This is a genomic window from Microcoleus sp. S13C4, assembly GCF_036700865.1.
GTDB lineage: Bacteria > Cyanobacteriota > Cyanobacteriia > Cyanobacteriales > Microcoleaceae > Microcoleus.
This window is the reverse complement of sequence record NZ_JAUBPS010000023.1, coordinates 68,501-92,742: the sequence shown is the minus strand read 5'-3', so window position 1 is coordinate 92,742 and position 24,242 is coordinate 68,501. Positions and strand designations below refer to the sequence as shown.

The 24,242-nt window shown below is 45.5% G+C and carries 19 protein-coding genes and 1 pseudogene; 8 read left to right on the top strand and 12 right to left on the bottom strand.

Annotated features, from left to right (window positions below; translation table 11 throughout):
- Nucleotides 1-4,701: trifunctional serine/threonine-protein kinase/ATP-binding protein/sensor histidine kinase (locus QT996_RS12435; protein WP_445304562.1), on the top strand; the 4,701-nt coding region annotated here is incomplete at its 5' end.
- A 129-nt stretch (nucleotides 4,702-4,830) separates the two neighbouring features.
- Here QT996_RS12435 and QT996_RS12430 read toward each other — a convergent pair.
- Both QT996_RS12430 and QT996_RS12425 read right to left on the bottom strand, forming a co-directional pair.
- Nucleotides 4,831-7,053, bottom strand: coding sequence for a PAS domain S-box protein (locus QT996_RS12430; RefSeq protein ID WP_333046844.1), 2,223 nt, complete (start codon nucleotides 7,051-7,053; stop codon nucleotides 4,831-4,833).
- Nucleotides 7,054-7,465: 412 nt separating this feature from the next.
- Nucleotides 7,466-8,944: a leucyl aminopeptidase gene (locus tag QT996_RS12425; protein WP_333046843.1), complete on the bottom strand. Its 1,479-nt coding sequence runs from the start codon at nucleotides 8,942-8,944 to the stop codon at nucleotides 7,466-7,468.
- A gap of 337 nt (nucleotides 8,945-9,281) precedes the next feature.
- Between QT996_RS12425 and QT996_RS12420 the strand changes: the two genes are divergently transcribed.
- On the top strand, nucleotides 9,282-11,483 hold the full coding sequence (locus QT996_RS12420) for a transglycosylase SLT domain-containing protein (protein WP_333046842.1): 2,202 nt from the start codon (nucleotides 9,282-9,284) through the stop codon (nucleotides 11,481-11,483).
- 154 nt (nucleotides 11,484-11,637) lie between these two features.
- Here QT996_RS12420 and QT996_RS12415 read toward each other — a convergent pair whose 3' ends face one another.
- A complete protein-coding gene (locus QT996_RS12415) occupies nucleotides 11,638-12,135 on the bottom strand; it encodes a pentapeptide repeat-containing protein (RefSeq protein WP_333046841.1) in 498 nt (165 codons plus the stop codon).
- Between the two features lie 109 nt (nucleotides 12,136-12,244).
- On the opposite strand from QT996_RS12415, the gene QT996_RS12410 reads away from it, so the two are divergent.
- Nucleotides 12,245-12,613 carry a phage holin family protein gene (locus QT996_RS12410; protein WP_333046840.1) on the top strand — a complete coding sequence of 123 codons (369 nt, stop codon included), beginning with the start codon at nucleotides 12,245-12,247 and terminating at the stop codon, nucleotides 12,611-12,613.
- A 4-nt stretch (nucleotides 12,614-12,617) separates the two neighbouring features.
- On the opposite strand, the gene QT996_RS12405 is transcribed toward QT996_RS12410, so the two are convergent.
- The gene (locus QT996_RS12405; RefSeq protein ID WP_333046839.1) at nucleotides 12,618-13,409 is read right to left on the bottom strand and encodes a cobalamin biosynthesis protein; all 792 of its coding nucleotides are present in this window, start codon (nucleotides 13,407-13,409) and stop codon (nucleotides 12,618-12,620) included.
- 119 nt (nucleotides 13,410-13,528) lie between these two features.
- Between QT996_RS12405 and QT996_RS12400 the strand changes: the two genes are divergently transcribed.
- Nucleotides 13,529-13,891 carry a hypothetical protein gene (locus QT996_RS12400; RefSeq protein WP_333046838.1) on the top strand — a complete coding sequence of 121 codons (363 nt, stop codon included), beginning with the start codon at nucleotides 13,529-13,531 and terminating at the stop codon, nucleotides 13,889-13,891.
- 50 nt (nucleotides 13,892-13,941) lie between these two features.
- On the opposite strand, the pseudogene QT996_RS12395 reads toward QT996_RS12400, so the two are convergent.
- Nucleotides 13,942-14,184 (bottom strand): annotated as a pseudogene (locus tag QT996_RS12395) (TetR/AcrR family transcriptional regulator); the annotation flags it as partial.
- 75 nt (nucleotides 14,185-14,259) lie between these two features.
- Between QT996_RS12395 and QT996_RS12390 the strand changes: the two are divergent.
- The gene (locus QT996_RS12390) at nucleotides 14,260-14,622 is read left to right on the top strand and encodes a hypothetical protein (RefSeq protein ID WP_333046836.1); all 363 of its coding nucleotides are present in this window, start codon (nucleotides 14,260-14,262) and stop codon (nucleotides 14,620-14,622) included.
- Nucleotides 14,623-14,630: 8 nt separating this feature from the next.
- Here the strand turns inward: QT996_RS12390 and QT996_RS12385 are convergent, their stop codons facing one another.
- Nucleotides 14,631-15,152 (bottom strand): GNAT family N-acetyltransferase, encoded by a 522-nt coding sequence (locus tag QT996_RS12385; RefSeq protein ID WP_333046835.1) that lies wholly within the window; start codon nucleotides 15,150-15,152, stop codon nucleotides 14,631-14,633.
- 24 nt (nucleotides 15,153-15,176) lie between these two features.
- On the bottom strand, nucleotides 15,177-15,794 hold the full coding sequence (locus QT996_RS12380) for a helix-turn-helix domain-containing protein (protein ID WP_333046834.1): 618 nt from the start codon (nucleotides 15,792-15,794) through the stop codon (nucleotides 15,177-15,179).
- A 282-nt stretch (nucleotides 15,795-16,076) separates the two neighbouring features.
- On the opposite strand from QT996_RS12380, the gene QT996_RS12375 reads away from it, so the two are divergent.
- Both QT996_RS12375 and QT996_RS12370 read left to right on the top strand, forming a co-directional pair.
- A complete protein-coding gene (locus tag QT996_RS12375; protein ID WP_333046833.1) occupies nucleotides 16,077-17,672 on the top strand; it encodes a pitrilysin family protein in 1,596 nt (531 codons plus the stop codon).
- Nucleotides 17,673-18,015: 343 nt separating this feature from the next.
- Nucleotides 18,016-19,497: a pitrilysin family protein gene (locus tag QT996_RS12370; protein WP_333046832.1), complete on the top strand. Its 1,482-nt coding sequence runs from the start codon at nucleotides 18,016-18,018 to the stop codon at nucleotides 19,495-19,497.
- A gap of 188 nt (nucleotides 19,498-19,685) precedes the next feature.
- Here the strand turns inward: QT996_RS12370 and QT996_RS12365 are convergent, their stop codons facing one another.
- From QT996_RS12365 to QT996_RS12355, 3 genes are all read right to left on the bottom strand, one after another.
- Entirely contained in the window at nucleotides 19,686-20,333 is a 648-nt protein-coding gene (locus tag QT996_RS12365) for a PEP-CTERM sorting domain-containing protein (RefSeq protein ID WP_333046831.1), read from the bottom strand.
- A gap of 405 nt (nucleotides 20,334-20,738) precedes the next feature.
- Nucleotides 20,739-22,130, bottom strand: coding sequence for an asparagine--tRNA ligase (gene asnS, locus QT996_RS12360; RefSeq protein WP_333046830.1), 1,392 nt, complete (start codon nucleotides 22,128-22,130; stop codon nucleotides 20,739-20,741).
- A gap of 113 nt (nucleotides 22,131-22,243) precedes the next feature.
- Complete coding sequence (locus QT996_RS12355) at nucleotides 22,244-22,609, bottom strand: DUF2203 domain-containing protein (RefSeq protein WP_333046829.1); 366 nt, start codon at nucleotides 22,607-22,609, stop codon at nucleotides 22,244-22,246.
- A 115-nt stretch (nucleotides 22,610-22,724) separates the two neighbouring features.
- On the opposite strand from QT996_RS12355, the gene QT996_RS12350 reads away from it, so the two are divergent.
- Nucleotides 22,725-23,000 (top strand): DUF6439 family protein, encoded by a 276-nt coding sequence (locus tag QT996_RS12350; protein WP_333046828.1) that lies wholly within the window; start codon nucleotides 22,725-22,727, stop codon nucleotides 22,998-23,000.
- A 271-nt stretch (nucleotides 23,001-23,271) separates the two neighbouring features.
- Here the strand turns inward: QT996_RS12350 and QT996_RS12345 are convergent, their stop codons facing one another.
- Together QT996_RS12345 and QT996_RS12340 are read right to left on the bottom strand one after the other, a co-directional pair.
- Entirely contained in the window at nucleotides 23,272-23,760 is a 489-nt protein-coding gene (locus tag QT996_RS12345) for an anti-sigma regulatory factor (RefSeq protein ID WP_333046827.1), read from the bottom strand.
- Between the two features lie 293 nt (nucleotides 23,761-24,053).
- Complete coding sequence (locus QT996_RS12340) at nucleotides 24,054-24,203, bottom strand: hypothetical protein (RefSeq protein WP_333046826.1); 150 nt, start codon at nucleotides 24,201-24,203, stop codon at nucleotides 24,054-24,056.
- Nucleotides 24,204-24,242: the final 39 nt, after the last annotated feature.

The following is a 24,242-nucleotide window of genomic DNA, read 5'->3' as shown; positions in this document are numbered from 1 at the left end:
GACGACCCCATGGAGTTGATTCACTGCCATATTGCCAAACAACCTCCTGCAATAAACAGCAAAGAAATCCCGCAGGTAGTGTCGGAGATTGTCATGAAGCTGATGGCAAAAAATGCCGAAAAACGCTATCAAAGTTCCTTGGGATTGAAGCATGACTTAGAAAAGTGTTTGCAGCAGTGCCAAGAAACTGGAAAGATTGAAACTTTTGAGTTAGGAACGCGGGATATATGCGATCGCTTCCTGATTCCTGAAAAGCTTTATGGACGAGAAGGAGAAATACAGCAACTTTTAGCAGCCTTTGAACGAGTAGCACAAGGGAACAGCGAAATGATGCTCGTTGCAGGCTTTTCTGGCATCGGAAAAACCGTTGTGGTCAATGAAGTTCACAAACCCATTGTCCGAAAGCATGGCTATTTCAGTAAAGGTAAATTTGACCAGTTCAATCGCAATATTCCCTTTTCGGCATTTGTGCAAGCCTTTCGCGATTTAATGACACAATTGCTCAGTGAAAGCGATCTCCAACTCCAAGCATGGAAAACAAAAATTTTAGCAGCACTCGGTGACAACGGTCAAGTCATTATCGAAGTAATTCCCGAACTAGAACGGATTATCGGACAACAACCCGCAGCCCAAGAATTATCAGGGATAGCTGCTCAAAATCTCTTCAATTTACTATTCCAAAAATTTATATCTGTCTTTACCACAAAAGAGCATCCCTTAGTGATGTTTCTGGATGACTTACAATGGGCGGATTCGGCATCTTTAAAATTGATGCAGTTGCTCATAGGTGAATTCCAGTCCAGTCACCTGCTACTAATTGGAGCCTATCGAGACAATGAAGTTTCCGCTGCCCATCCCTTGATGTTGACCCTAGATGAAGTCACTAAAACAGGGGCAACGGTCAATACCATCACACTTGCACCTCTGGCTCGAACCAGTTTGAATCAATTAGTAGCAGATACGCTGACTTGTTCTCCTAAATTAGCAGAACCGCTGACGGAATTGGTGTATCAGAAGACAAAAGGCAACCCATTTTTTGCGACGCAGTTTCTCAAGGCCTTGCATCAAGATAAATTGATTATTTTCGATATCAAAGCAGGCTATTGGCAGTGCGATATCAGCCAAATTACAGAAGCAGCCCTCACGGATGATGTGGTGGAATTCATGGCGCAGCAGTTACAGAAATTACCCGTGGAAACTCAGGAGGTTTTAAAATTAGCCGCTTGCATTGGCAATCAGTTTGATCTGACAACATTAGCAATTGTTTCCCAAATATCGGAGACTGAAACGGCAACGGCTTTATGGAAAACTTTACAAGAAGGTTTGGTTTTGCCTCAGAGTGAGATTTATAAATTTTATGTAGGGGAAGAAGACAATATCGATCGAGCTACTACTCAAACGGTTGCCTATCGTTTTTTGCACGATCGCGTCCAGCAAGCTGCTTATTCTTTAATTGCTGCTGACCAAAAACAGGCAACTCACCTGAAAATCGGGCAATTGTTGCTCAAAAATACTCCGATTCAAGAACGGGAAGAGCAGATTTTTGCCATTGTCAACCAATTGAATATAGGATTGGAGTTAATTTCTCAACCAGCGGAACTCGAAGAACTAGCGCGGTTGAACTTGATGGCAGGAAGCAAAGCAAAAGCATCCACAGCTTATGCCGCAGCCGTGAAATACCTGAGTACGGCGATGGATTTGCTATCGAGCCAGAGCTGGCAAACTCAGTACGATTTGACTTTAGAAATCGTTGTGGAAGTGGCAGAGGCAGAATATCTCAACACCAATTTCGTTGCCGCCAATACCTTAGTTGAAATGGTGTTTCAACACGGAAAAACATTAATTGATCGCATCCCCGCTTACGAGATCAAGATGCAAGTTCATGTAGCCCAATACCAATTTAACGATGCTACTGACATGGGATTGCAAGCATTGGAACTACTAGGCTACCCCGTCAACCTCAGCGAGCAGGAATTTTTAGTGGAATTGCCCGCTCTAGAACGGCTGGAAGACTACCCCATTATGACCGACCCGGCCCAACTGGCAGCCATGCGGATTCTTCAAGCCAGTTTAGCTTCCATTTTCGCAGGTAGACCGCAAATTCTGCTGCCAGTAGTCCTGACACAAGTGAAACTATGTGTCAAATACGGTTACTCTCCGGTCGCATCAAGTGCCTATGTCTGGTACGGGACCCTCCTGTGTGGCGGGCTTGGCAATATAAATCTTGGATATCAAGCAGGGCGACTTGGGCTACAAATGCTCAAACAGTTGGATGCGAGAACGCACAAAGCCGTCATTTACAATATGTTCTACACCTTCGTTCACCACTGGAAGGAACCTGTAAGAGAAAGCTTATCTCCCCTCGCTGAGGGCGTGCAGAGCGGTCTGGAAAGCGGAAACAACGAATATGCTGGCTACTGTGCCATCAACTACTGCTTCTACAAATTCTTGGTAGGAGAACACTTGGAAACCGTTGAACAAGAACAGGTAAAATACCACGAATTGTTGTTGAAGTTGAAACAAGAACACTCCATCTGTTTGTCTCAGATCTGGCATCAACTGTTGTTAAATCTATTGGGAAAAGCAGCCAATCCACTCGAGTTGATTGGTGAGAGTTTTGATGAATCCGTCATGTTGCCCCGCCTCCATGCTGAGAACAACTACTACGCCTTGTTGATCGGCTATTTAGCAAAGACGTTTGTGTTCTATTTGTTGGAAGAGTCGGCTCTAGCAGTTCAGAGTGCAGCTAACGCAGCCAATTACTCCAGCGCTGGCGCTGGCGCTGAATATTTTGTCACCTTGCACTTGTACCAATCGCTGGCACTGCTGGCGAACTATCCCAACGTCAGTTCCCAAGAGCGATCGCATTACCTAAGTCAGGTTGATGCCAATCAGGAAAAAATGCAGCTTTGGATGCAGCACGCTCCGATGAACTACGAGCATAAATATCGTTTAGTGGAAGCTGAAAAACATCGGGTTTTCAACCAAAAAACAGAAGCCATCGAATTCTATGACCTGGCGATTAAAGGAGCAAAAGAAAACGCATACCTCCAAGAAGAAGCAATCGCCAACGAATTAGCTGCCAAGTTCTACCTGGACTGGGGCAAAGAAAAAGTTGCCGCCAGCTATATGCAGGAAGCGTACTACTGTTATGCCCGTTGGGGAGCTAAAGCCAAAATAGAAGACTTAGAACAACGCTATCCCCAATTACTTGCGCCCATCCTGAATCAGCCCAAACTCCGCTTTAATCCTCTAGAGACGCTGGCAACGATTAGCCACTCTTCACAGACTTCCAGTAATAGCAGCACCAGTATTTCCGATGCCCTTGATTTCGCATCTATTGTGCAAGCTGCTCAAGCTTTATCCAGTAAAATTCAGCTTGATGAATTGCTCGATACCCTCAATCAAATTATTTTGAAAACTTCAGGGGCAGAAACTTGTGCTTTGCTACTCCCCCATCAGGATGAATGGCAAATCCGAGCAATAACGCACCTCAATCCAGATAACGAGTTACCCACAACCCTGCTGCAAACCCAACCTCTAGATGGCTCGGCGGTGATTCCGCTCAAGCTGGTTTATTATGTCAAACATACCCTGCAAACTGTGGTTATGGAAGGTGGCCAAACCGAGATTCCGGGTTTAATGAACGACTGTACGCTCCAGTATCACTCTGAGAGTATGCTATGTACTCCGATTCTCGATCGCGGGAACTTAGTTGGGATACTTTATCTCGAACATCGATCGACAAAAGGAGTGTTTACTCGCGATCGTCTCCTCGTCCTTAACTTCCTCTGTACTCAGGCTGCCATTTCCTTAGAAAATGCGCGATTGTATCAACAAGCGCAGGATTACGCCCACCAGGTGGAACAATCTCAACTGCAATTAGTGCAAAGCGAAAAAATGTCGGCGTTGGGGAACTTAGTGGCCGGGGTTGCCCATGAAATTAATAATCCAGTCGGATTTATTTCTGGCAATATTCATGAAGCGATCGCTGCTGTCAAAGATATTACAGAATACTTGCAACTCTATCAAGAAAAATTTCCCAGTCCGGGTGAGGAGATTGAAGAAAAAGCTGAAGAGAGCGATATCGAATATCTTTTAGAAGATTTACCCAAAATGTTGAATTCGATGCAAATCGGGTGCGATCGCATTCAAGGTATCAGCACCAGTCTTCGTACCTTCTCCCGAGCCGACAAAGATTACAAAGTTCCTTTCAATATTCATGACGGAATTAATAGTACGATTTTGATTCTCAAACACAGATTGAAAGCGAACGAACAGCGTCCAGCGATTGAAGTTGTGAAAGAGTACGGGAACTTGCCCTCAGTTGATTGCTTCCCCGGACAATTAAATCAGGTGTTTATGAATATATTGGTCAATGCCATTGATGCACTGGAAGAATCAAATCGGGAACGGAGTTTAGAGAAGATTAAAGCCGCAGCCAATTGCATCACGATTCGCACCGAAAGACAGTCTCAGGAGTGGGTGACGATTCGCATTTCTGACAACGGGCCAGGGATATCAGATGAGATAAAAGGTCATATTTTTGACCACTTATTTACCACTAAAGGTGTGGGTAAAGGCACGGGATTGGGTTTGGCGATCGCACGGCAGATTGTAGCGGAGAAACACTCTGGTATGCTCGAAGTCAACTCAACTTTAGGTTGGGGTACACAATTTACAATTTCACTGCCATGTTGATTATTACCTTGGTAATTTATAGCCAATTTTTGGATTTTTCTTGAAAATTGATTTTTTTTTACAGCCCATTTGACAATTTATAGTGATCGATAACTTCTGCCAAATTCTGGATACTTCCGTCGCACTCATTCATAAAGGAATCTCGATCGCAAATTCCGTACCTTCTCCTACTGTGGAACGGCAGCTCAAGGCTCCGGCGTGTTTTTCCGCGACAATTCGGTAACTGATGGCTAACCCTAAACCAGTACCTTTTCCCATCGGTTTAGTCGTGAAAAACGGATCAAACAATCGGCTCCGCACGTCTTCTGTCATGCCGATCGCATTATCGGCAATGCGGATGCAAATACTATTTTCGTTCAGGGCTTCTGTACGAATTCTAATAGTTGGTTTCCAATCGTCGCCGCCGGCCGCAGATCGCCTTTTTTGGTTGCAAGCATCTTCCAAGGCGTCAATACTGTTGCTAAGCAGATTCATAAATACCTGATTGAGCTGACCTGCATAACATTCTATTAAAGGGAGCTGACCGTAATCTTTGATTATTTTTATTTCTGGATAGTCGCCTCTGGCTCGGAGTTTGTTGTGCAATATTAAGAGGGTATTATCTATGCCTTCGTGAAGGTTAGTAGGTTTTTTTACCGAGTCGTCTAAACGCGAGAAGTTTCGCAAACTCAGAACGATTTCGCGAATGCGATCGGCTCCCATTTTCATCGAAGATAATATTTTTAGTAAATCTTCTCTCAGAAATTCTAAATCGATATTGTTAATACATTGTTGAATTTCTACCACGGGCTGAGGATAGTGTTTTTGGTAAAGTTCCACAAGCTGCAACAAGTCTCGGATATATTGGCTGGCGTAGGAAATATTGCCGTAGATAAAACTGACAGGGTTATTAATTTCGTGAGCGACTCCAGCTACCATTTGACCGAGACTGGACATTTTTTCGGTATGAATTAGGTGAGCTTGAGTTTCTCGAAGTTCTTTGAGAGCGATTTCTAGCTGCTGGGCTCTGTTGTTGGCGATCGCCTCGGAGAGTCGCAAAGCATCCTCGGCTGCTTTGCGCTCTGTCATGTCAAAAATGGCACCGTTGAGGGATAAAACTTCACCGTCTGCGTTGAAAAGGGCTTGACCTTTCTCTGCAACCCACCGCACATTTCCGTCGCAGTGCATCAGGCGATATTCGATGATGTAAGGTTGTTTTGTCTTAATAGCCCGATCGATAATTGTCTCGATCTGCTCAGCGTCATCGGGATGAACTATACTCGGAAAAGCCTGCACCGGTTTTTGCATAAAGTTAGCTGCAGGATAGCCGGAAATAGCTTCTATGCCACTGCTGATAAAAGTTAGGCTCGCTCGGCCAGCATCACTACATCGGTAAACCGCACCGGGAATGCTCGAAACTAATGACCTAAATTCTTCTTCCCTTTCTCGCAAAGCTGCCTCAATCCGCTTGCGTTCGCTAATGTCGCGAGCAAACGCGCACTGATATTCTTTGCCGTTAAATTCCAAATGGTTGATGGTAATTTCTACCGGAAAAATGCGACCGTACTTAGTGAGGTGGTGAACTTCAATATTAACCGAACCGCAGCGTTTTAAGACTTTCCAGTGCAAACTCCAAGCAGTTTGGGGAAAATCTGGATTGATGTCGTGCACGGTCATCGAGAGCAATTCAGCGGTAGAATATCCCAATGAAGAGCAAGCAGCGTCGTTGACGTACAAAAATTTACCGTCGGGCCCGATCCAGAATATCGCATCTGCCGATCGGTCGATCGCAAACTGAGTCAGTTGCAACCTTTCCTCAACTCGGTGGCGATCGGCAATTTCTTTTTCTAACTGTTCGTTAAGCGAATTGAGAGCTAAAGTGCGATCGACAATAGTATCTGAAGGGGAAAATTTGAATGATGGTTTTGCCAATTCTCCTTTGTGGATATCATGCTGGTTATGGTTTTTTTCTACCTCTTTTAACGGCAGTTGTTGAAGATTTTCTTTGTGATTTAAACCCGAATCTGCAAGTGCTTTCGGCATCAGGGCGAGGGCGGTTGCGGCTAAAAGCAAAGAAATCAAAGCACTTGCAGCTTTGAGAATTACCGACAGCCAATATATGGAATGCCAAAGCGTCCAAACTTCCGTCAATTTAGCAGCGCCCCAGGCAAAAAAAACAACCGCAAACAGCCGGAAAATCTTGCGGTGAGAACCTTGGCGGGAAAAATAAACTAAAGAAAGAGCGATCGAGCAATAAGCCAGTGCCGTCAGTGAGTCAAAAATAGCGTACAGTCGCAACTCCGACACCACGTTGCAGGCGAGTCTAGAAGATACAGCAAGTGTGGAAAAAAAAATTGTTAATTGTTCTTGCATAAAGTTCAAGAAAAAAATTATCTGTACCAATGCAAATCCGATCAAATCTAATTATTTGATTTCGGCTAGTGAAATATTTACATAATTATATACTTTTTTCATTTTTTATGAAACAGCTATTTTTTCAGGAAATGTCACAACTGTGGAGGTGGGGCCCTGGGAACGAAGCTTTTCTCAAGTAAGAGCAATGGTGAGCCTCACGGCTAGCAACGCTTAAGTTGCTCCCTGTGACGGAATAGATAGGTTCGCCTACTGATTGCTTCAGAAACATTTAAATTGTTAATGATCACTATTAAATTTTCTTTTAGATTACTTAAGCAGTGAGCCAGGGGTTTTTAACCCCTGGCTCACAGATGGACTAGCAGACTTTTAAGGCAGAGAAAATCTCAATTTTTGGGCTGGAAATCCACTATTAAGCGCCGCCGAGCGCCCAATGCACCAAAGTCCGAACTCCAAAACCCGTAGCCCCAGGGCCATTGTAGCCATTTTCTTTGTCAGTCCAAACCGGGCCGGCAATATCTAAATGCGCCCAAGCAGTATCCTTTACAAACTGCTTCAAAAATAGCGCCGCCGTAATCGAACCGCCGGGACGTGGACCAGTATTTTTCATGTCGGCGTGCAATGCTTTCAATCCCTCAAAATACTTCTCTTCCATCGGCATCCGCCAAAATTTTTCGCCTGCCAATTCTGAGGCGGCAACTATTTCGGCGGCGACGCTATCTTGAGGACTCCACAAACCGGCGATATCGTCGCCTAAAGCAATTACGCAGGCCCCGGTTAGAGTTGCTAAATCGACAATCGCGTCAAGTCCCAATTTATCAGCAAATACCAAAGCATCAGCCAGGGTTAAACGACCTTCAGCGTCGGTATTGTTGACTTCAATTGTTTTGCCGTTGGAAGCTGTAAGGATGTCTCCAGGGCGCATGGCGCGGCCGCTGATCATGTTTTCAGTGACGGCGCTGATAAAGTGAACTTCCACATCTGGTTTGATGTGACCGATCGCCTTTGCCGCTCCCAAAGTAGCCGCAGCGCCGCCCATATCTATTTTCATCATTTCAATGCCACTGCCCGCACCTTTGATGTTCAAACCGCCGGAATCAAAGGTCAATCCTTTGCCCACAATTGCTATTTTACGGCGCGGTGTGCCTTCGGGTTTGTAAGTTAAGTGGATGAATTTTGGGGGTAAATCAGATGCTAGGGCAACGCCGAGAAAGGCTCCCATGCCTAGTTTTTCGCAGTCTTCCCGCTCCAGTATTTCTAATTCTAAACCGCATTCTGCCGCTAGACTTTGAGCAGTTTCTGCCATGGTAATCGGGGTGACAAAATTTGCAGGCGCTGCGACTAATTCCCGTGCTAAAATGACTCCGGCAGTGATTTGGCGGGCGCGGGCGATCGCACTTTCGGTACCGGCAAAACCGAGCAAATGAATTTGTTCGAGTTGCGGGCTTTTGTCTTCATGTTCCGATTTGAAACGGTTGTCTTGATTCAAGGAGAGTTCAACGCCTTCGGCGATCGCGCTTGCAGTAACATCCGGGGCGTTTTTCCACACCGGAAAGCTAATTCCGAGGGTTTTGCATTTCTCTTTTTTGGCTAACTTGGCGCAAACGCCTGCTGCTTGCCGCACGGTGTCTAATTTTAAGTCCTCTGTTTTGCCCAAACCGACGATCGCAATTTTGCGAATGGGATTATTGCCGCCGACGCGGGTGATGGCGCTCGTACCCACTTTGCCCTTAAAATCTACTTCCAGTAGCAGCTCTTTCAAAGTGCCTGCCAGCTTTTCATCTAATTGTGCCAGCTCGCCGGTGAGTTCCAAGCCGTCCTCAAATAGAGCAATTGCCAGGGCGTCTCCGGTCCAAACAGAGCGGGGCGTATCGGTGACTAGAAATTCCATGTTTTGATTTACACTTTAGATTTTAGATTTTTGATTGTACTTTGTACTTGGTGGTTTGTGGTTTTTCCTTGGTGCGGGGAAATAGATCGAGCGCACAAATTCTTCGCTCCACATCGAAATAAATTCTGCTACTATATCAGCCAAGTCCGCCTGCGATCGGATCTCGCGCCAATTTCAATAATCTGTTTTGGGGTCGGGCCAAAGGGCGCGCCCCACTCTTAACATTTATTTCTCGTTAAAGAGGTATCCTGCCTGTGATGGCGTGGAACACCCATCCTGCCTCTGATGGCTTTTGACAAACGATCGGTTATCTATTGTTATTCTCTTAAATTTTCCCATGCTAAAACGACGCCGGGCCCGATTTTCTGTTTTAATCAGCGTTTCAGTTTGCGTTATTGCGATCGGCTCTTTGGTTGCTGCGATGAAATGGATGGGTTTTGGCTCGGTCCAGAAGGCTCAGCAGCCCCAGAATGCAGCGAATTCCGAATCGCAAGTTAAGATGCTGGTATCGCTGTCACCGAGCGAGCGATCGGCAAAATTAGTTGAACTCGCAACCAGTCAGTCTGCAAGTACGAACCCGCAGCAGGAAATCTCTCCTCAAAGCCGCGCCCGCTACCTGCTTGCCAGCGATTTAATCCAGCAAGGAAATGCGGCCAAAGCATTAAAGTTATTGGACAAATTAGAGCAAGAATATCCGGTTTTAGCTGCTCAGATTGCCCTAAAAAGAGCAGAAGCCTACCAATTGAGTGGCGACAAAGGCAAAGCCCAAAAAGCTTGGCAGGAACTGCTCAAAAACTATCCGAGCGACCCGGTAGCAGCGGAAGCTTTATATGTTTTAGGCAAGTCAAAACCAGAATATTGGCAACAGGCAATTACTGAATTTCCTGGTCATCCCCGCAGCGTAGAAATTGCCCTCCGCAAGTTAAAAGAAAATCCCAATCAGCCGGAGTTGATGCTGCTCGTAGCAAAATACGGTCATTATGTCAAAGACTACGGGACAATTTTGGAACAACTGGTGCAACGAAACAGCGCCACTTTAAAACCGGAAGATTGGGAAGAAATTGCCTTTGGCTATTGGGAAAAACAAGATTATGGCAAAGGAGCTATTGCTTACGGGAAAGCTCCCCGCAACGCCAAAAATCTTTACCGCAAAGCTCGCGGTTTGTGGCTCGACGGAAAAATCCCGGAATCGAGAATTGCCTATCAAGAATTAGTGCGCGAGTTTCCCGATGCCGAAGATACTGGTTTGGGTTTAATTCGGCTATCGCGGCTGAGCGAACCGAAAGAAGCGATCGTTGTGCTCGATCGAGTTATTAGCAAATTCCCCAATTATGCCCCCGAAGCTTTGTTAGATAAATCCCAACTTCTCGACAAAGCACGCAGTGGTCAATCCGCCTCAGATACCCGGAAGTTGCTCTTGACAAAATACACTAATTCTGATAAAGCTGGCGAATTGCGGTGGACGATCGCCCAGCAGTTTGCCAAAGGCGGAGATTTAAAATCAGCTTGGCAGTGGGCGAGAGAATTAACCACCCACAATCCCGATAGTGAACAAGCTCCAGAAGCAGCATTTTGGGTCGGGAAATGGGCACAGCAACTCGGCCGCGAAGAAGACGCCAAGACTGCATTTGACTACACTATCTTACGCTATCCAGAATCATATTTTGCCTGGCGATCGGCTGTAGTTCTCGGCTGGCCCGTAGGCGACTTTACCACAGTCCGAAATTTGTCTCCCAATGTAGTGCGGCCGCCCCAGCGCCCCGAGCCAACCGCCGGTTCTCCTGCGTTGAAAGAACTCTATCAATTAGGTCAAGATAGAGATGCTTGGACGCTGTGGCAAGTAGAATTTATCGACCGCGTAGAACCAAGTATTGCCGAACAGTTTACCGACGGTTTAATGCGAATTGGAGTCGGAGACAATTTAGACGGTTTGTGGATGGTTGGTAGTTTGCGGCAGCGCGATAAACCAGATGATAGAACCCAATACCTCGAACTCCGACAGCAACCCATTTATTGGCAAGCACTTTATCCTTTTCCTTACTTAGAAACCATTGTCAAATGGTCGCAAGAACGCAAAATAAATCCAGTATTAGTAACAGCATTAATCCGGCAAGAATCGCGGTTTATGCCAGGCATAAAATCATCAGTTGGCGCTACCGGGTTAATGCAAGTAATGCCGGAAACAGCAGCTTGGGTTGCTGGACAAATCAGCCTTAAAAAGTATTCATTGGAGAATGTGGACGACAACGTTAAACTCGGTACGTGGTATTTGGATCACACTCACGACGAGTACAAGAATAACTCGATGTTAGCTGTGGCGAGTTACAATGCCGGGCCGAATGCAGTATCAGATTGGTTGAAGAAGTTTAAATTTAGTGACCCGGATGCTTTTGCGGAAAAGATTCCGTTTCCTGAAACGAAAGGATACGTGAAATCAGTCTTTGAGAATTACTGGAATTATCTGCGGATTTACAATCCAGAAGTTAATCAGTTAATGAGTGAGCATTATGCGGCTGCTCAGAAAAAAGCAAAGCCTTAGTAAATTTGGTTTTAGCTAAGCTTTCAGGAACGCACTCTCCGGCCCGTTCCACAAATAAATTTATTTGGTGTATTAATTTTGTGGGGTGGGCTTATAGGCAGGAACCGGCAAGATGCCCGTTCCACAAATTGAAATTATGGAATTTTAAAATAAATCAGCGGCATCCCAAGGAATCACGAGTAGAAATCCCTGTTTGAGAATTAATACCGCTGGCTTTTGTGCACAATTCTTTAACTTGTGAGCCGTCCATAATTGCGTCGGTAAAGTCAGCGCCTGTGATATCAACTCCGTCAAAGGTAGAACGCAGCAAAATTGTTTCCGCTAAAATTGCATCACTTAAATCGGCATTAGTAAATTTAACTTGATCTATCATTGCATTAGTTAAATTTGCTCCGTGCAAATTCGCGTGAGTCATCACCGAAGCGCTCATAATTGCTCCCCGCAAATCGGCATTAGAAAAATTAGTCAAGTCCATATTAGCGTTAGAAAACTCAGCGGAGCGCAGCATTTGACCGGAAAAATCGCGCCTTGTCAGTTCGGCGTTGCTAAAGGACAAGGGCGGAGCGTAATATTTAGATTGAGCCTGGGCTGGCTGCGGCAGGATGAAGATAGTTAGCGCCAAAAGGAATGCTGCTAGTTGCCGGAGTTTCATAAGTCTGATATTCTCGCAAGGTGGGTATTTCGTAGTGTATCCCGAACTTTGGTCGATCGACTAAACAGTTACAATCTTAATTAATAGTGATGGAGATGGAAAAAAAGATATGCTAAGTTTTTTCTTAACTTGGATAGTAGCAGCGGTTTCGCTAATCATTACCGCTAACATTGTACCAGGTATTGCGGTGGTTAGCTTTCCGGCGGCGATGCTGGCTGCTGTTGTTATCGGATTGGTGAACGCGGTTGTCAGACCGATTCTTACATTGCTGACGCTGCCTTTGACCATTATTACTTTGGGTTTGTTTTTATTCGTTGTTAATGCAATTTCGCTTTCCCTGGCTTCGTGGTTGGCGGGTGCGTTCAATATCGGCTTTGCGGTTAACGGTTTTTGGCCAGCTTTGTTGGGTTCGATTGTGTTGTCATTTGTTTCTGGGTTGATTGGTCGATTTGTGAATGCCAATACTTTGTCTCAGTAATACATTATCCCAGATACTCGATCGGGCAAACTGCAACCGCTACTGTTACGGCAGAACCCGCCCTAACCCCTCCTTGTAAAAGGGGGGGATTTTTGCTGCGAAATATTTTTTTAGGAACTAAGAGGGGATTTGAACCGCAGATAAACGCAGATGGACGCAGATGATTGATGGATATCTGCGTATATTCGCGTTCATCTACGGTTGAATTTTCTTCTCTAACTGCACAAAGTGCGGCAGCTTCTGCTACGCTGGGCGTCCCGACTGCTTTTGCTGCAATATTTGAAGGATTGGGGACTTCTACGGAACTTAAAATCTCAGCCGCAAAGGTTTTTAACGGCCAGTTTCGCTTTTGACAAAGTTCTAACAAGCCGACTTCACCTGCTTTAGTGTCTATTGTAGCAATACCTGCGATCGCACTTTCCGCTAAATGATTAGCGCGACATACATTTTGAATCGCAGTTTCGATTAATTCTCGTCCTGTTCCGCGTTCACAACCTATCCCTATCCACAACACTCTCGGATGCCACTGAACCTTTGGCAAAACAGATTCCGGCGAAAATCTTCTCTGCGTGAAACTAATCCAAATTCGAGCTTTGATCGTTGATAGATTTTCTCCCTCCCAATACAAAGAATGTTTTTCTGGCAGACTGTTTTGCCACAAAGTAGAACCAACTTCTTGAATAAATTCGACAGTTTCTCCTCTAGCCATAGCCGCCGCCACTCCTGTCCAGTCACCTTCCCCGCGCTGCCAGCCGCGGGGAAGGTCTAGCATATCTAAAGTAAATTCATCGCTCATTATTCAGTTATCTATTCTGTAGTTTCACTGCGACCGCAATCTTAAAAAAAAATAACACTCTGTTTAGTGAAAATTTTGTTATAATTGTAGCGCAAACTACAACAAATCGAACATTTAAGATGGTAGAACTAAATCAGTTAGTGTTAGAGCTTGAAAGCAACCTCAAATCGGAAGGAGTGAAAAAAGAATGGAAAGAGCGTCGGTCAAGTTGGGTGAGCGATGTGGCAGCATCAGTTAACCTGACATATCTATCAGAATTGCTAGTTGAATTGGAATCTAACTTGCAGGGTAAATCTGTAGATATTCAGTGGGGAGAGCGTCGGAACCGTTGGGTAGAAGAATGTCTGGCAGCATCGATTGTTCAAGAAGTATCAAGTTTATTGCTGGAACTAGAAACCAATATCAATTCGGAAGCTATGGCTGATGAATGGCAGCAAAATCGCGAGAAATGGGTACAGCAAATGCACAAGTTTAAGGAGTAGTTTCGAGGATTCAGAGCCTGTAGATATGCGTTTCCAGGCTCTAAAATTTCCTAATAACTCATCACTAATTCTTCATTTTTCAGCAAAACCCCATTCAGAAAAATATCGGCGAGTCCTTCAGCCATTCCCTGCATTTGCTGCCGACAAGCATTCGGCTCCATAATCGTATTTTGACTAAAGGGCGCGACTGCAAACATTCCCAAAAATACCTGAGCGACAATCTTCGGATTCATCTTTAGATAAACTTGTTTTTCCATCGCCGTTTCCCAAAACGCCTCAGCCACATCGCTCATTATAAAAAACCAACAGTCTAAATCAATAAAATTTGTACAAAAATAGCACAAACTGCAAACAAGACAAAATTTAATATGGTAGAACTAAACCAATTACTGTTAGAATTTGAATCCCACCTAAACGGGGACGCAGTGACGGAAGAATGGAAAGAACCTCGCCACTGTTGGATGAGGGAGGTATCAGCAGCAATTGACGAAAACCACCTAGCCAAATTGCTAGTTGAATTAGAAGCAAATTTTCAGCGGGAAGCGGTACAAAGTTACTGGAAAATGATCCGGGAAAGTTGGGTAGAAGAATGTCACATAGCATCGACGCTTGAAGAAGTATCAAGTCTCTTGCTGGAACTTGAAAGCAATACAACTTGGGAAGTAATGACGGATGAATGGCAGCAAAATCGTGAGAGTTGGGTGCAACAAATGTACGATTTTATAGAGTAATAATTCACTTAATCAAAATCAATTTTCATGGTGAATGATGTCCCTCCTGTGCGGTTGATTGTCTCGCTTCCGTCAATTACTTGAAATCCCGATCGCTCGTACAAACTCAGGGCTCGATTCGAGCTTCTGACACTCAGGGATACCGATCGATAAGATGCTTTTGCTGCTGACAACAAACGATCCAGCAACTGCGTTCCTACACCCTGATTTGTATATTCGGGAAGAACGGCGATCGCCAATTCCGGGATAGTATCGTCAACCCAGCCAAACCCCTTGTCATCCTCTGTAAACAAACGCAGCCAGGCGGCTCCTACTGGCTGGTTCCCGTTCAATTCTATTGCTGCGAAGCCCAAATCGTTTGCACGTCCCCAATTCTTGACATATTTCGCAATTAAAGGATGATTGACAACCTCTTGCAGCGTTGATTCGCCTTCTTCGGCCATGTGCGCTGCTTCGTACAGCATTTGCCACAGAAAAGGCTCGTCTTCCTGGGTTAGCGGCCGAATAGAATAGTGCCAAATTTGGCCCATAACAACTTTTTCCTGTTGCCCTAATTATTCATCTTTCAGCAAAACTCCATTCAGAAAAATATCTGCGAGTCCTTCAGCCATTTCCTGCATTTGCTGCGGAGAAGCATTCGGCTCCATAATCGTATTTTGACTGAAACCTGCGACTGCAAACATTCCCAAAAATACCTGAGCGACAATCTTCGGATTCATCTGCCGATAAACTCCTTTTTCCATCGCTGTTTCAAAAAAAGCTTCAGCAACATCGCTCATTTTTCCAATGACTTCCAACTGAATTCGATCGCGCAAATCCGGGTGAAATTGCGCCTCCAAAAAACACACCCGCATCATGTCGCTATTCTCGCGGATATTCAGCATCCGTCGCCGCATCACCTGAGCCACTGCTTTGTAACTGCCCATCTCGCTCAATTCTGTCAGCAAATCCGTCAGTAACTCCACCCATCCTTCCGTTGCCACCTGAATCAAAATCGCTTTTTTATTATCAAAATGCCGAAATAGCGTACCCTCTGCCACCCCCGCAGCCGCTGCTAAATCGCGAGTTGTCGTGCCGTCGTATCCGCTGCGGGCAAACAACCGCTGAGCTGCTTGTAAAATCCGCTTCTTAGTTTCTGTTTCAGAAGGAGGAGACTGATTAAAAATTCGCATGGCTTTGCAATCGGTAATTGGCGACTTGGAACTACGGGACCGGGACTGAATGGCTAAATAATGTTAAGTTTTAAGTTGTGCGCGGCTTTGATCCCAAACTTAAAACTCCTCGCCGCGCCCCAGATCCTTTTTGAGATTTGCTGTATCAGCCTAACATCTGCGGCACAACAGATCGCTTATGCCTCCAAAAATCTTTATCCTTAGAAAAGAATCTCTGGCCGCCGAGCACAAACATTTTTTTGTTTGATAATCCAAAATCTAAAATCTAAAATCTAAAATCGAATGACCCCGCAGTTCCAAAAACCCCGTGAAGCAAAGCTATCCCGTAGGGAATCGCCCGTGAGCCACACTCGATTCATAGCCTCCCTGCTGGCCGCTGTACTGCTGTGGTGGGGAATTTCTCCCGAAATCGCCCTCGCCCGCTCCAACCCCGCTAGCGGCTCCGAAGCAGTCTCTGTTCAACCGTCGCTCGATCGAGTAATCAGCCAAGTCAGCGAATTTAAGCTCGACAACGGCATGACATTCATCGTACTCGAAAGGCCCAGAGCGCCCGTAGCATCGTTTTTGATTCACGCCGATGTCGGCGGCGCAAACGAACCCGACGGCCAAACAGGTGTCGCTCACTATCTGGAACATTTAGCCTTCAAAGGCACGCCAAAAATCGGCACTACCGACTACCAAGCCGAAAAGCCGCTGCTAGAAAAACAAGACCAACTCTTCGAGCAAATGCAAGCAGCCAAGGCCAGCGGCAAAACTGAAGAAGTCGCCAAATTAAAAGCAGAATTTGACAAAATTGAAGCCGAAGCTTCGCAATTTGTCAAGCGCAACGAACTCGGCAAAATAGTCGAACAAGCAGGCGGAGTCGGACTAAATGCCCAGACTTCTACCGACGCCACAATGTATTTTTACAGCCTTCCAGCTAATAAGTTAGAACTGTGGATGTCGCTGGAATCCGAGCGATTTCTAGAACCAGTATTTCGGGAATTTTACAAAGAAAAACAGGTAATTTTAGAAGAGCGCAGGCTGCGAACCGAGAATTCTCCGATCGGACAAATGGTTGAAGTTTTTGCCAACAAAGCTTTCTCTGCTCATCCCTACCGCCGTCCTGTAATTGGCTCTACTGAAGACATTCAAAACCTCCGCCGCAGCGACGTGCAGAAGTTTTTCGAGACTCACTACGTCCCCAGCAAACTGACTGTTGCGGTGGTAGGAGACGTGAAAGCTTCGGAGGTGAAGCGACTGGCTCAAATTTATTTCGGACGTTACAAGGCGAAACCAGCGCCTCCAGAATTGCAGATTGTCGAACCTCCCCAAACGCAAACTCAGGAAGTTACGCTGAAATTAAAAACTCAACCTTGGTATTTGGAAGGATATCACCGGCCGGCGATGAATCATCCCGACAATGCGATTTATGAAATGATTGGTTCTTTGCTCAGCGATGGCCGCACTTCTCGGCTTTACAAATCTTTGGTAGAACAGCAGCAATTGGCGCTGGTGGCTAAAGGTTCCAGCGGTTATCCAGGGGACAAGTATCCGAATTTGATGTTATTTTACGCTCAAACTGCTCCAGACCACACGGTTGATGAAGTAGCTGCAGCTTTGAGCAAGGAAATCGAGCGCCTAAAAACTGAGCCGGTTTCTGCTTTGGAATTGGAGCGAGTGAAAACTCAGGCGAGAGCCGATTTATTGAGATCGCTCAATTCTAATATGGGCATGGCATTTTCCCTGGTGGACTATCAAGTGAAAACTGGTTCGTGGCGAAATTTGTTCAAGGAATTGGATGCGATCGCGGCTATTACTCCCGCTGACATTCAGCGTGTCTCTCAGGCAACTTTCCGCCCGGAAAATCGCACGATTGGTAAGCTTTTGTCGCTGTAAGAAGAAGGAAGAGGGAAGAAGGAAGAGGGAAGAGGGAAGAAGGAAGAAGGAAAACTCCTTTCCAGACTCTGCCCATTTCTGACAACTTAACGTAAAACCCCTAATAAATGTCCCTTTTAGTCGAGTCTAGAGCCCCCTAAATCCCCCTTAAGAAGGGAGACTTTGAGAACACTCTTGTCCCGGCCTTAATAGGGGGGTTAGGGGGGATCTCGCAGTTCGCGACAAACAAGAGAGACGGTTGGTTTAACGTTAAGTTTTCACGCCTTGGGTAGAGCTGGGGAACGCAGATCCAGAGGCTAGGCCTCGCTGTAGAATTGTCACAATATCAAACTTAGGAGAAAGAATGAAAAGGACTAAATTGAGACTTAAAAAAGTAAAGTTATTTCTGCTATCACTTTGCTTTTTTACTGTTTCACTGGGCACGTTTAATTTGTTACCTTCCTTCGCGGCTGCACCGAAACACTACGACGAATTAACATTCCCGGCGGTGCCAGAAATTAAACTGCCTAAATATACTCGCTTCGAGCTAAAAAATGGTATCCGCGTGTATCTGATGGAAGACCGGGAACTCCCGTTAGTCGGGGGAACGGCCCTATTTCGCACGGGCGAGCGCTTTGAACCTGCCGAGAAAATTGGATTGGGAGGATTGACGGGAGAAGTGATGCGAACTGGCGGCACGAGCCGGCATACTGCTGATGAACTAAATCAGTTGCTAGAACAGCGGGCAGCTTCGGTAGAAACGGGGATTGATGTTGCTTCTGGCACCGCTAATTTTAGTGCTTTAGCTGAAGATGTGGAACCCGTGTTTGACCTATTTTCGGAAGTGATTCGGGAACCAATATTTGCTAAGGAAAAGTTAGATTTAGCGAAGAACCAAACTCAAGGTGCGATCGCCCGCCGCAATGACGATCCTAACGATATTACCGGCCGCGAGTTTGAAAAGTTAATTTATGGATCTCGCAGTCCTTACGCGCGCACGGTAGAATACAAAACCCTGGCGAATATTTCCCGCGACGATGTGGTGAGTTTCTACCAGAAATATTTCCACCCCAAGAATATGATTTTGGGTATTTCTGGCGATTTTGATACAGCTAAAATGCGATCGCTCATCGAGCAAAAATTTGGCAACTGGCAACCGACTCAAAGTGCAGAAATGCCTGCGCTACCGACGGTATCGCCAGCAAATGGGGGCGGCATATTTTTGGTAAATCAGCCACAATTAAGTCAAAGTTACGTGCAAATGGGACATTTGGGCGGAATGCTCAGCAGTCCAGATTACGGTGCTTTGGACGTAATGAACGGGGTTCTCAACGGTTTCGGTGGCCGTTTGTTCAATAACGTGCGATCGCGCCAAGGCTTAGCTTATTCAGTATATGCGGCTTGGAGTCCGAGATATGACTATCCGGGGGTGTTTGTGGCAGGAGGCCAAACGCGATCGGACGCAACAGTACCGTTTATCCAGGCAATTCGCGCCGAGATCGATCGTATCCGCACCGAACCAATTACCCCGGAAGAATTAGCTTTTGCTAAAGATTCCACCCTAAATTCTTTCATTTTCAAATTTGAAAATCCCAGTCAAACTTTGTCGCGATTAATGCGCTACGAATACTACGGTTATCCCGAAGATTTCATTTTTCGCTACCGCCGCAGCATCGAAGCAGCAACAATTGCCGACGTGCAGCGCGTAGCCAAGACTTACTTGAAACCAGAGAATCTGGTAACATTAGTAGTGGGAAATACGGAGGCCATTCAACCGCCGTTATCGAGTTTGGGAACTTCGGTCAAAGTGCAATCTGTTGATATCACAATTCCCTCGGCAACTTAATCGGTAATTGGAAATATTGCCAAAGATCATTCGGCGATTGAAATTGCTTCTATACCTCTTAGTCCACTCGTAGCGGACTAAGAGGTATAGCAACCGCTGACGCATCAAGTTTTATAGATGAGGACACGGCATCAAGCCGTGTCCCGAAAAATTCTGGTGGGCGGACACTACTACCACCTACCTAAATTTTAGTCGGTTCTTTTTGGGACTCCAGCCAGCGATGATGAGCGACTCGATTGGCGACGGCGGAAACTCGCTAAAAGTCCCAATCCTAATGCCGTACCTGAGCCAAAAATAGTAACAGGTTCAGGAACTGCTTTTACTTCTGTGAGTTCTAAAACTCCCTCACTCAACCTTCTACTTCCTGGTCCTAAAGGAGTTTCCAGATGAAAAATTGATGGCACGTGACCACTTTTAAGAAAATCGTATTGTAGCCGTAGATCAAATGCTGAAAATTCTGGTAGTTCAGGATCGAACATTGAGGCTAGTAGTACCAGAGTATAGCTAGCACTCTCTCTATCTAAATTAAATCTAGTGACCGAAGACGTTTGAAATTTAATATTAATGTTATTAGGTTGCCAGGGTAATGAATTTACTAGCCCTTTCCAATTGGCTTCAAAAAATATTGGCTTACCACTTGTATCTGGATAACTTGGTATTTTTGAAGCGTCATATATGATAGTTCCCGATAGAAAGCCTTCACCACCATAGCCAGATAGTGTTTTTTCGTCGAAAACCAACTGAGTTAAAGTTGCAGAAAATGCTGGACTAAATCCACTAGCAATAGTAAGGCTCATCACAGCCATTCCGAAAGTCATCAAAGTTCTAGGTTTCATATTCTAGTCTCCAAAATGTTAGTTTTGAATGAAACAGGAAAAATTTCTGTTTTGCCGAGCTTGAGAGGTTATATCAAATCCGGCTTAAAAGCGGCGTTTATATCTTAGTCTGCGTGGGCAGACTTCGTCAAGAAGCGGTTGAAACCGCCGAATCATAAAGGGGCTCAATAACAAGGATTTGGTATTATCGCCTTTATCACCTGCTTACTCCCAATCCGACACTTTGTGTGAAAGTGGGTTCAGGGGTAACGGATTTTATATGGTAGTAGGGCATTTAAGTCGGATTTTTTATCCCACCCAGAACCCCGACTTCTTGAAGAAATCGAGGTTTTCTTAGTCTGCGGAGGCAGACTTCGTTTGTCTAGTCGCGGTTTCAACCGGCGAGTCCCATTTGGTATTACTCAACTAAAAATCAATGCTTAAAGGCGCTCTCGGAAACGGAATCACATCCCGAATATTCCCCATTCCCGTCATAAACTGCACTAACCGCTCAAATCCCAAACCAAACCCAGCGTGAGGCACAGTACCGTAGCGGCGCAAATCCAAATACCACCACAATTCCTCCTTATTCATACCCTGGGCTTCCATGCGCCGCTCCAACACATCCAGCCTTTCTTCCCGCTGCGAACCGCCGATAATTTCCCCAATATTAGGAGCCAAAACATCCATTGCTCGCACCGTTTTCTCGTCCTCATTTAAACGCATATAAAATGCTTTAATCCCAACGGGATAATCGCTGACAATTGTCGGCTTTTTAAACAAGTCCTCAGCCAAATAACGCTCGTGTTCCGACTGCAAATCCAAGCCCCAACTTACCGGAAAATCAAACTTTTTGTCTGCTTTTTCCAAAAGTGCGATCGCCTCCGTATAAGTAATCCGCTCGAACTGATTATTAATGATATTTTCAGCAGTAGCCAAAACCGTTTTGTCAATGCGCTCATTGAAAAACTGCATATCTTCAGGGCAATGCTCCAAAACGTATTTAAAAATGTACTTTAAAAACGCCTCAGCCAAATCCATATCTCCCTGCAAATCGCAGAAAGCCATCTCCGGTTCAATCATCCAAAACTCAGCCAAATGTCGCGAAGTATTAGAATTTTCCGCTCTGAAAGTCGGCCCAAAAGTGTAAACATTCCCGAAAGCCATCGCCATAACTTCCGCTTCCAACTGGCCGCTAACTGTTAAATAGGCGCGCTTTCCAAAAAAGTCTTTAGCATAATCAACCTCTTGCGAATCAGTGCGCGGCACATTCTTTAAATCAAAGTTGGTAACGGCGAACATTTCCCCCGCCCCTTCGCAGTCGCTAGCAGCAATAATCGGAGTGTGAACCCACAAAAAACCGCGTTCTTGAAAAAATTGGTGTACCGCCGCCGAACAAGCATTGCGGACTCGAAAAACAGCACCGTGGGTGTTTGTGCGCGGGCGCAAATGCGCGATTGTCCGCAAAAATTCAAAGGAATGTCGCTTTTTTTGCAGCGGATAAGTTTGCGGGTCTGCATCACCGTAAACTTGCACTTGTGAAGCTTTCAACTCAATTCGCTGTCCCTTTGCTGGAGACGCTACCAGCACTCCCGACACTTCTAGAGATGCACCTGTATTCAGTTGTTTGAGTAGATTTTCAAAATCTGGCAAATCGGAATTTATGACTACTTGCAAGTTAGCCATCGCCGAACCGTCGTTGACTTCGACAAAGGCAAATTCTTTCAATTCGCGCTTAGTGCGAACCCAGCCTTGAACAGTTACAGTTTCGTCGGGTTCACCTGCGCGCAAAATTGCTGCTATTCGTTGATTTGTCATATCCACTCCTGTTTATTTAATATTTATTTTGCACCATATTTCTCTCTTTTCTCTGACTCTGCGCCCTCTGCGCCCTCTGCGGTAAATAAAAAAATCAAAAATCCCAACATTGTTCAACCTGCATAGGATTTCAAAATCCAACCGATCAAAATGCCGAGTCCCCCAAAGCGAACTGCTTGCCAAAAAGGTTGTTTTATGCTTCCCCAAGAAAACAGGCTGCTTTCTAAATTCAACTCGATAGTTTCCAATTCTTGCTCAATTTCCCGCAATTCTTTTTTGAGTTCCGGCAGTGGATTTTGGCGGTTGGACTGGCGGATTTCTTCGCGCCGATGGCCGAGTTCGACTTGGCGCTGTCGATCGACCTGAATTTGAGTGTACCGTTCTTTGACTGCCGCGAGCGATCGCTCCACTGCTGCGAGCGCTTGAACAAACTCGCTTTCTTGCTCTTCCGGATTTAACTCTGACGGCTGTTGAGGCATTTCGATCTGCAAACCTGACAATAATAAAAAAAACCGATTTCCAATTAAGTTGTTATTATATGCAGTATATTTTTTAAATTCAGAAACGGCAGCCAAATCCCTATAATTGCCACCTATGCTTGAAACTACACAAACAGCCCAAACTGTCAACCTCAACGAGCTGAGCACGGTAGAACTAGCCCAAGCTCTAGCGGCGCGCCTCGCCATCCACGAAAAAGATTGGCACCGCCTCAAAGCCAACCGTTCCGCGCGAGCCTGCGAGCAAGCTGCGGCCGCTTTGGTCTTTTTGCTCAAAAAACAGCCCGAAGAAGCTCTCCCGCGCTTAAACCAAGCAGCAGGATGGCTGGATCGATCGATATCTGCTCCTCCCTGTCCCACCCACGGCAAATAATTAGATTGCTTCGTTCTTCGTAACGCTTCGCGGTTTTGAGTAGGGAGTTTTGGCTTGAGTAGTCGCTCAAAACTTCGACAATCGCGCCGATCGATCGAGCAGCGCGATTGTGAGTTCAAAAGATTTATACTTTTTTAACTCAAAACTCACATTTTGCATTATGATCAGCTATCAATAGCCAGAGCGTTCAAATTCTCACTGCAAGCTTGAGCCCGAGAACGAAAAAATTTCCAGGTCTAGCTGAGGTGAAAACTGCTGCCAAATAGCGGTGCTAGCGCAAGCGAGGCAGTCTGTAGGGGCTGGCAAGTTCTTTGCACAGCCGTAACTCTGTACCTTCAGAATTCCACTCTACCCGATCGAATATTTGGTAAAGAATAAATAACCCCCTACCACATTCCTGTTCCACATGGGGTAGTCCAGAGTTATCTGCAACGTCCTCTGCTAGGAGACTGTCGCAATCATCGGTATAAAGGTTACAACTGCAAGGGGCATTAAAGCCAGAACCTTCATCCGATATCACCCACCAATATTGGTTTTGGACGATCGAAAAACGGACTCCTACAGTTTTACCGGGGTCTAATTTGTTTCCATGCTTAGCAGCATTTACCAAAGCTTCTTGAAGCCCCAACCGCAATTCTGCTTGCCAGTAATCTGGCACCTCTGCTAGGAGCAGATCCAAAATAGGACAAAGGTATAGAGTAGAAGCGAAGCTAATTGTAATCCAATTGCGTCCGACGGGACGAGGTGAAATAGCAATCACTCAGAAAACTCCCTAACTTTCAGGTGGATAAAGTTCACACCCTGCATAGTTGGCTCCCTAGTATTCAAAATGCTAATTAATTGAGCGGCGCAGCTCTACTTCTATCTTAGAGTATCAAAGCAATTAAGAACAGCAAACAACGTCACAAAATATTCTGCGATTCTGAGAAACTTCTGAAGAGAACCATCAGTAATTTTACTTATAACTTCTTCCAGTAGCGAAATTTTTGAGGTCGGCTTTTACCAACTAGCAACGCTTAGGCTCGCTGCATCCCCCAAGCCATTAACAGCTACCTAACAAACGATCCCCACGTTGAAAAGCTCGGAAATAACTATAAAAAAGTCGATCCCTTGACCCTCGCCAATCAAGTTCGACCCTAGCAGGCGCTTGCCCAGCGCCATCGCCCAGAACTTGCTCAGGTCGCCAAACAGCAAAATCATCATACCTAGGTATGTTGCAGCCCAAACCCGATTTATTGTGCC

Coding starts and splice junctions, on each gene's coding strand:
- QT996_RS12340 (WP_333046826.1), bottom strand. CDS start 24,203: ATGATGATTTTGCTGTTTGGCGACCTGAGCAAGTTCTGGGCGATGGCG.
- QT996_RS12430 (WP_333046844.1), bottom strand. CDS start 7,053: ATGCAAGAACAATTAACAATTTTTTTTTCCACACTTGCTGTATCTTCT.
- QT996_RS12425 (WP_333046843.1), bottom strand. CDS start 8,944: ATGGAATTTCTAGTCACCGATACGCCCCGCTCTGTTTGGACCGGAGAC.
- QT996_RS12400 (WP_333046838.1), top strand. CDS start 13,529: ATGGTAGAACTAAATCAGTTAGTGTTAGAGCTTGAAAGCAACCTCAAA.
- QT996_RS12365 (WP_333046831.1), bottom strand. CDS start 20,333: ATGAAACCTAGAACTTTGATGACTTTCGGAATGGCTGTGATGAGCCTT.
- asnS (WP_333046830.1), bottom strand. CDS start 22,130: ATGACAAATCAACGAATAGCAGCAATTTTGCGCGCAGGTGAACCCGAC.
- QT996_RS12385 (WP_333046835.1), bottom strand. CDS start 15,152: ATGGGCCAAATTTGGCACTATTCTATTCGGCCGCTAACCCAGGAAGAC.
- QT996_RS12355 (WP_333046829.1), bottom strand. CDS start 22,609: ATGCCTCAACAGCCGTCAGAGTTAAATCCGGAAGAGCAAGAAAGCGAG.
- QT996_RS12415 (WP_333046841.1), bottom strand. CDS start 12,135: ATGAAACTCCGGCAACTAGCAGCATTCCTTTTGGCGCTAACTATCTTC.
- QT996_RS12410 (WP_333046840.1), top strand. CDS start 12,245: ATGCTAAGTTTTTTCTTAACTTGGATAGTAGCAGCGGTTTCGCTAATC.
- QT996_RS12390 (WP_333046836.1), top strand. CDS start 14,260: ATGGTAGAACTAAACCAATTACTGTTAGAATTTGAATCCCACCTAAAC.
- QT996_RS12375 (WP_333046833.1), top strand. CDS start 16,077: ATGACCCCGCAGTTCCAAAAACCCCGTGAAGCAAAGCTATCCCGTAGG.
- QT996_RS12420 (WP_333046842.1), top strand. CDS start 9,282: ATGCTAAAACGACGCCGGGCCCGATTTTCTGTTTTAATCAGCGTTTCA.
- QT996_RS12380 (WP_333046834.1), bottom strand. CDS start 15,794: ATGCGAATTTTTAATCAGTCTCCTCCTTCTGAAACAGAAACTAAGAAG.
- QT996_RS12350 (WP_333046828.1), top strand. CDS start 22,725: ATGCTTGAAACTACACAAACAGCCCAAACTGTCAACCTCAACGAGCTG.
- QT996_RS12405 (WP_333046839.1), bottom strand. CDS start 13,409: ATGAGCGATGAATTTACTTTAGATATGCTAGACCTTCCCCGCGGCTGG.
- QT996_RS12370 (WP_333046832.1), top strand. CDS start 18,016: ATGAAAAGGACTAAATTGAGACTTAAAAAAGTAAAGTTATTTCTGCTA.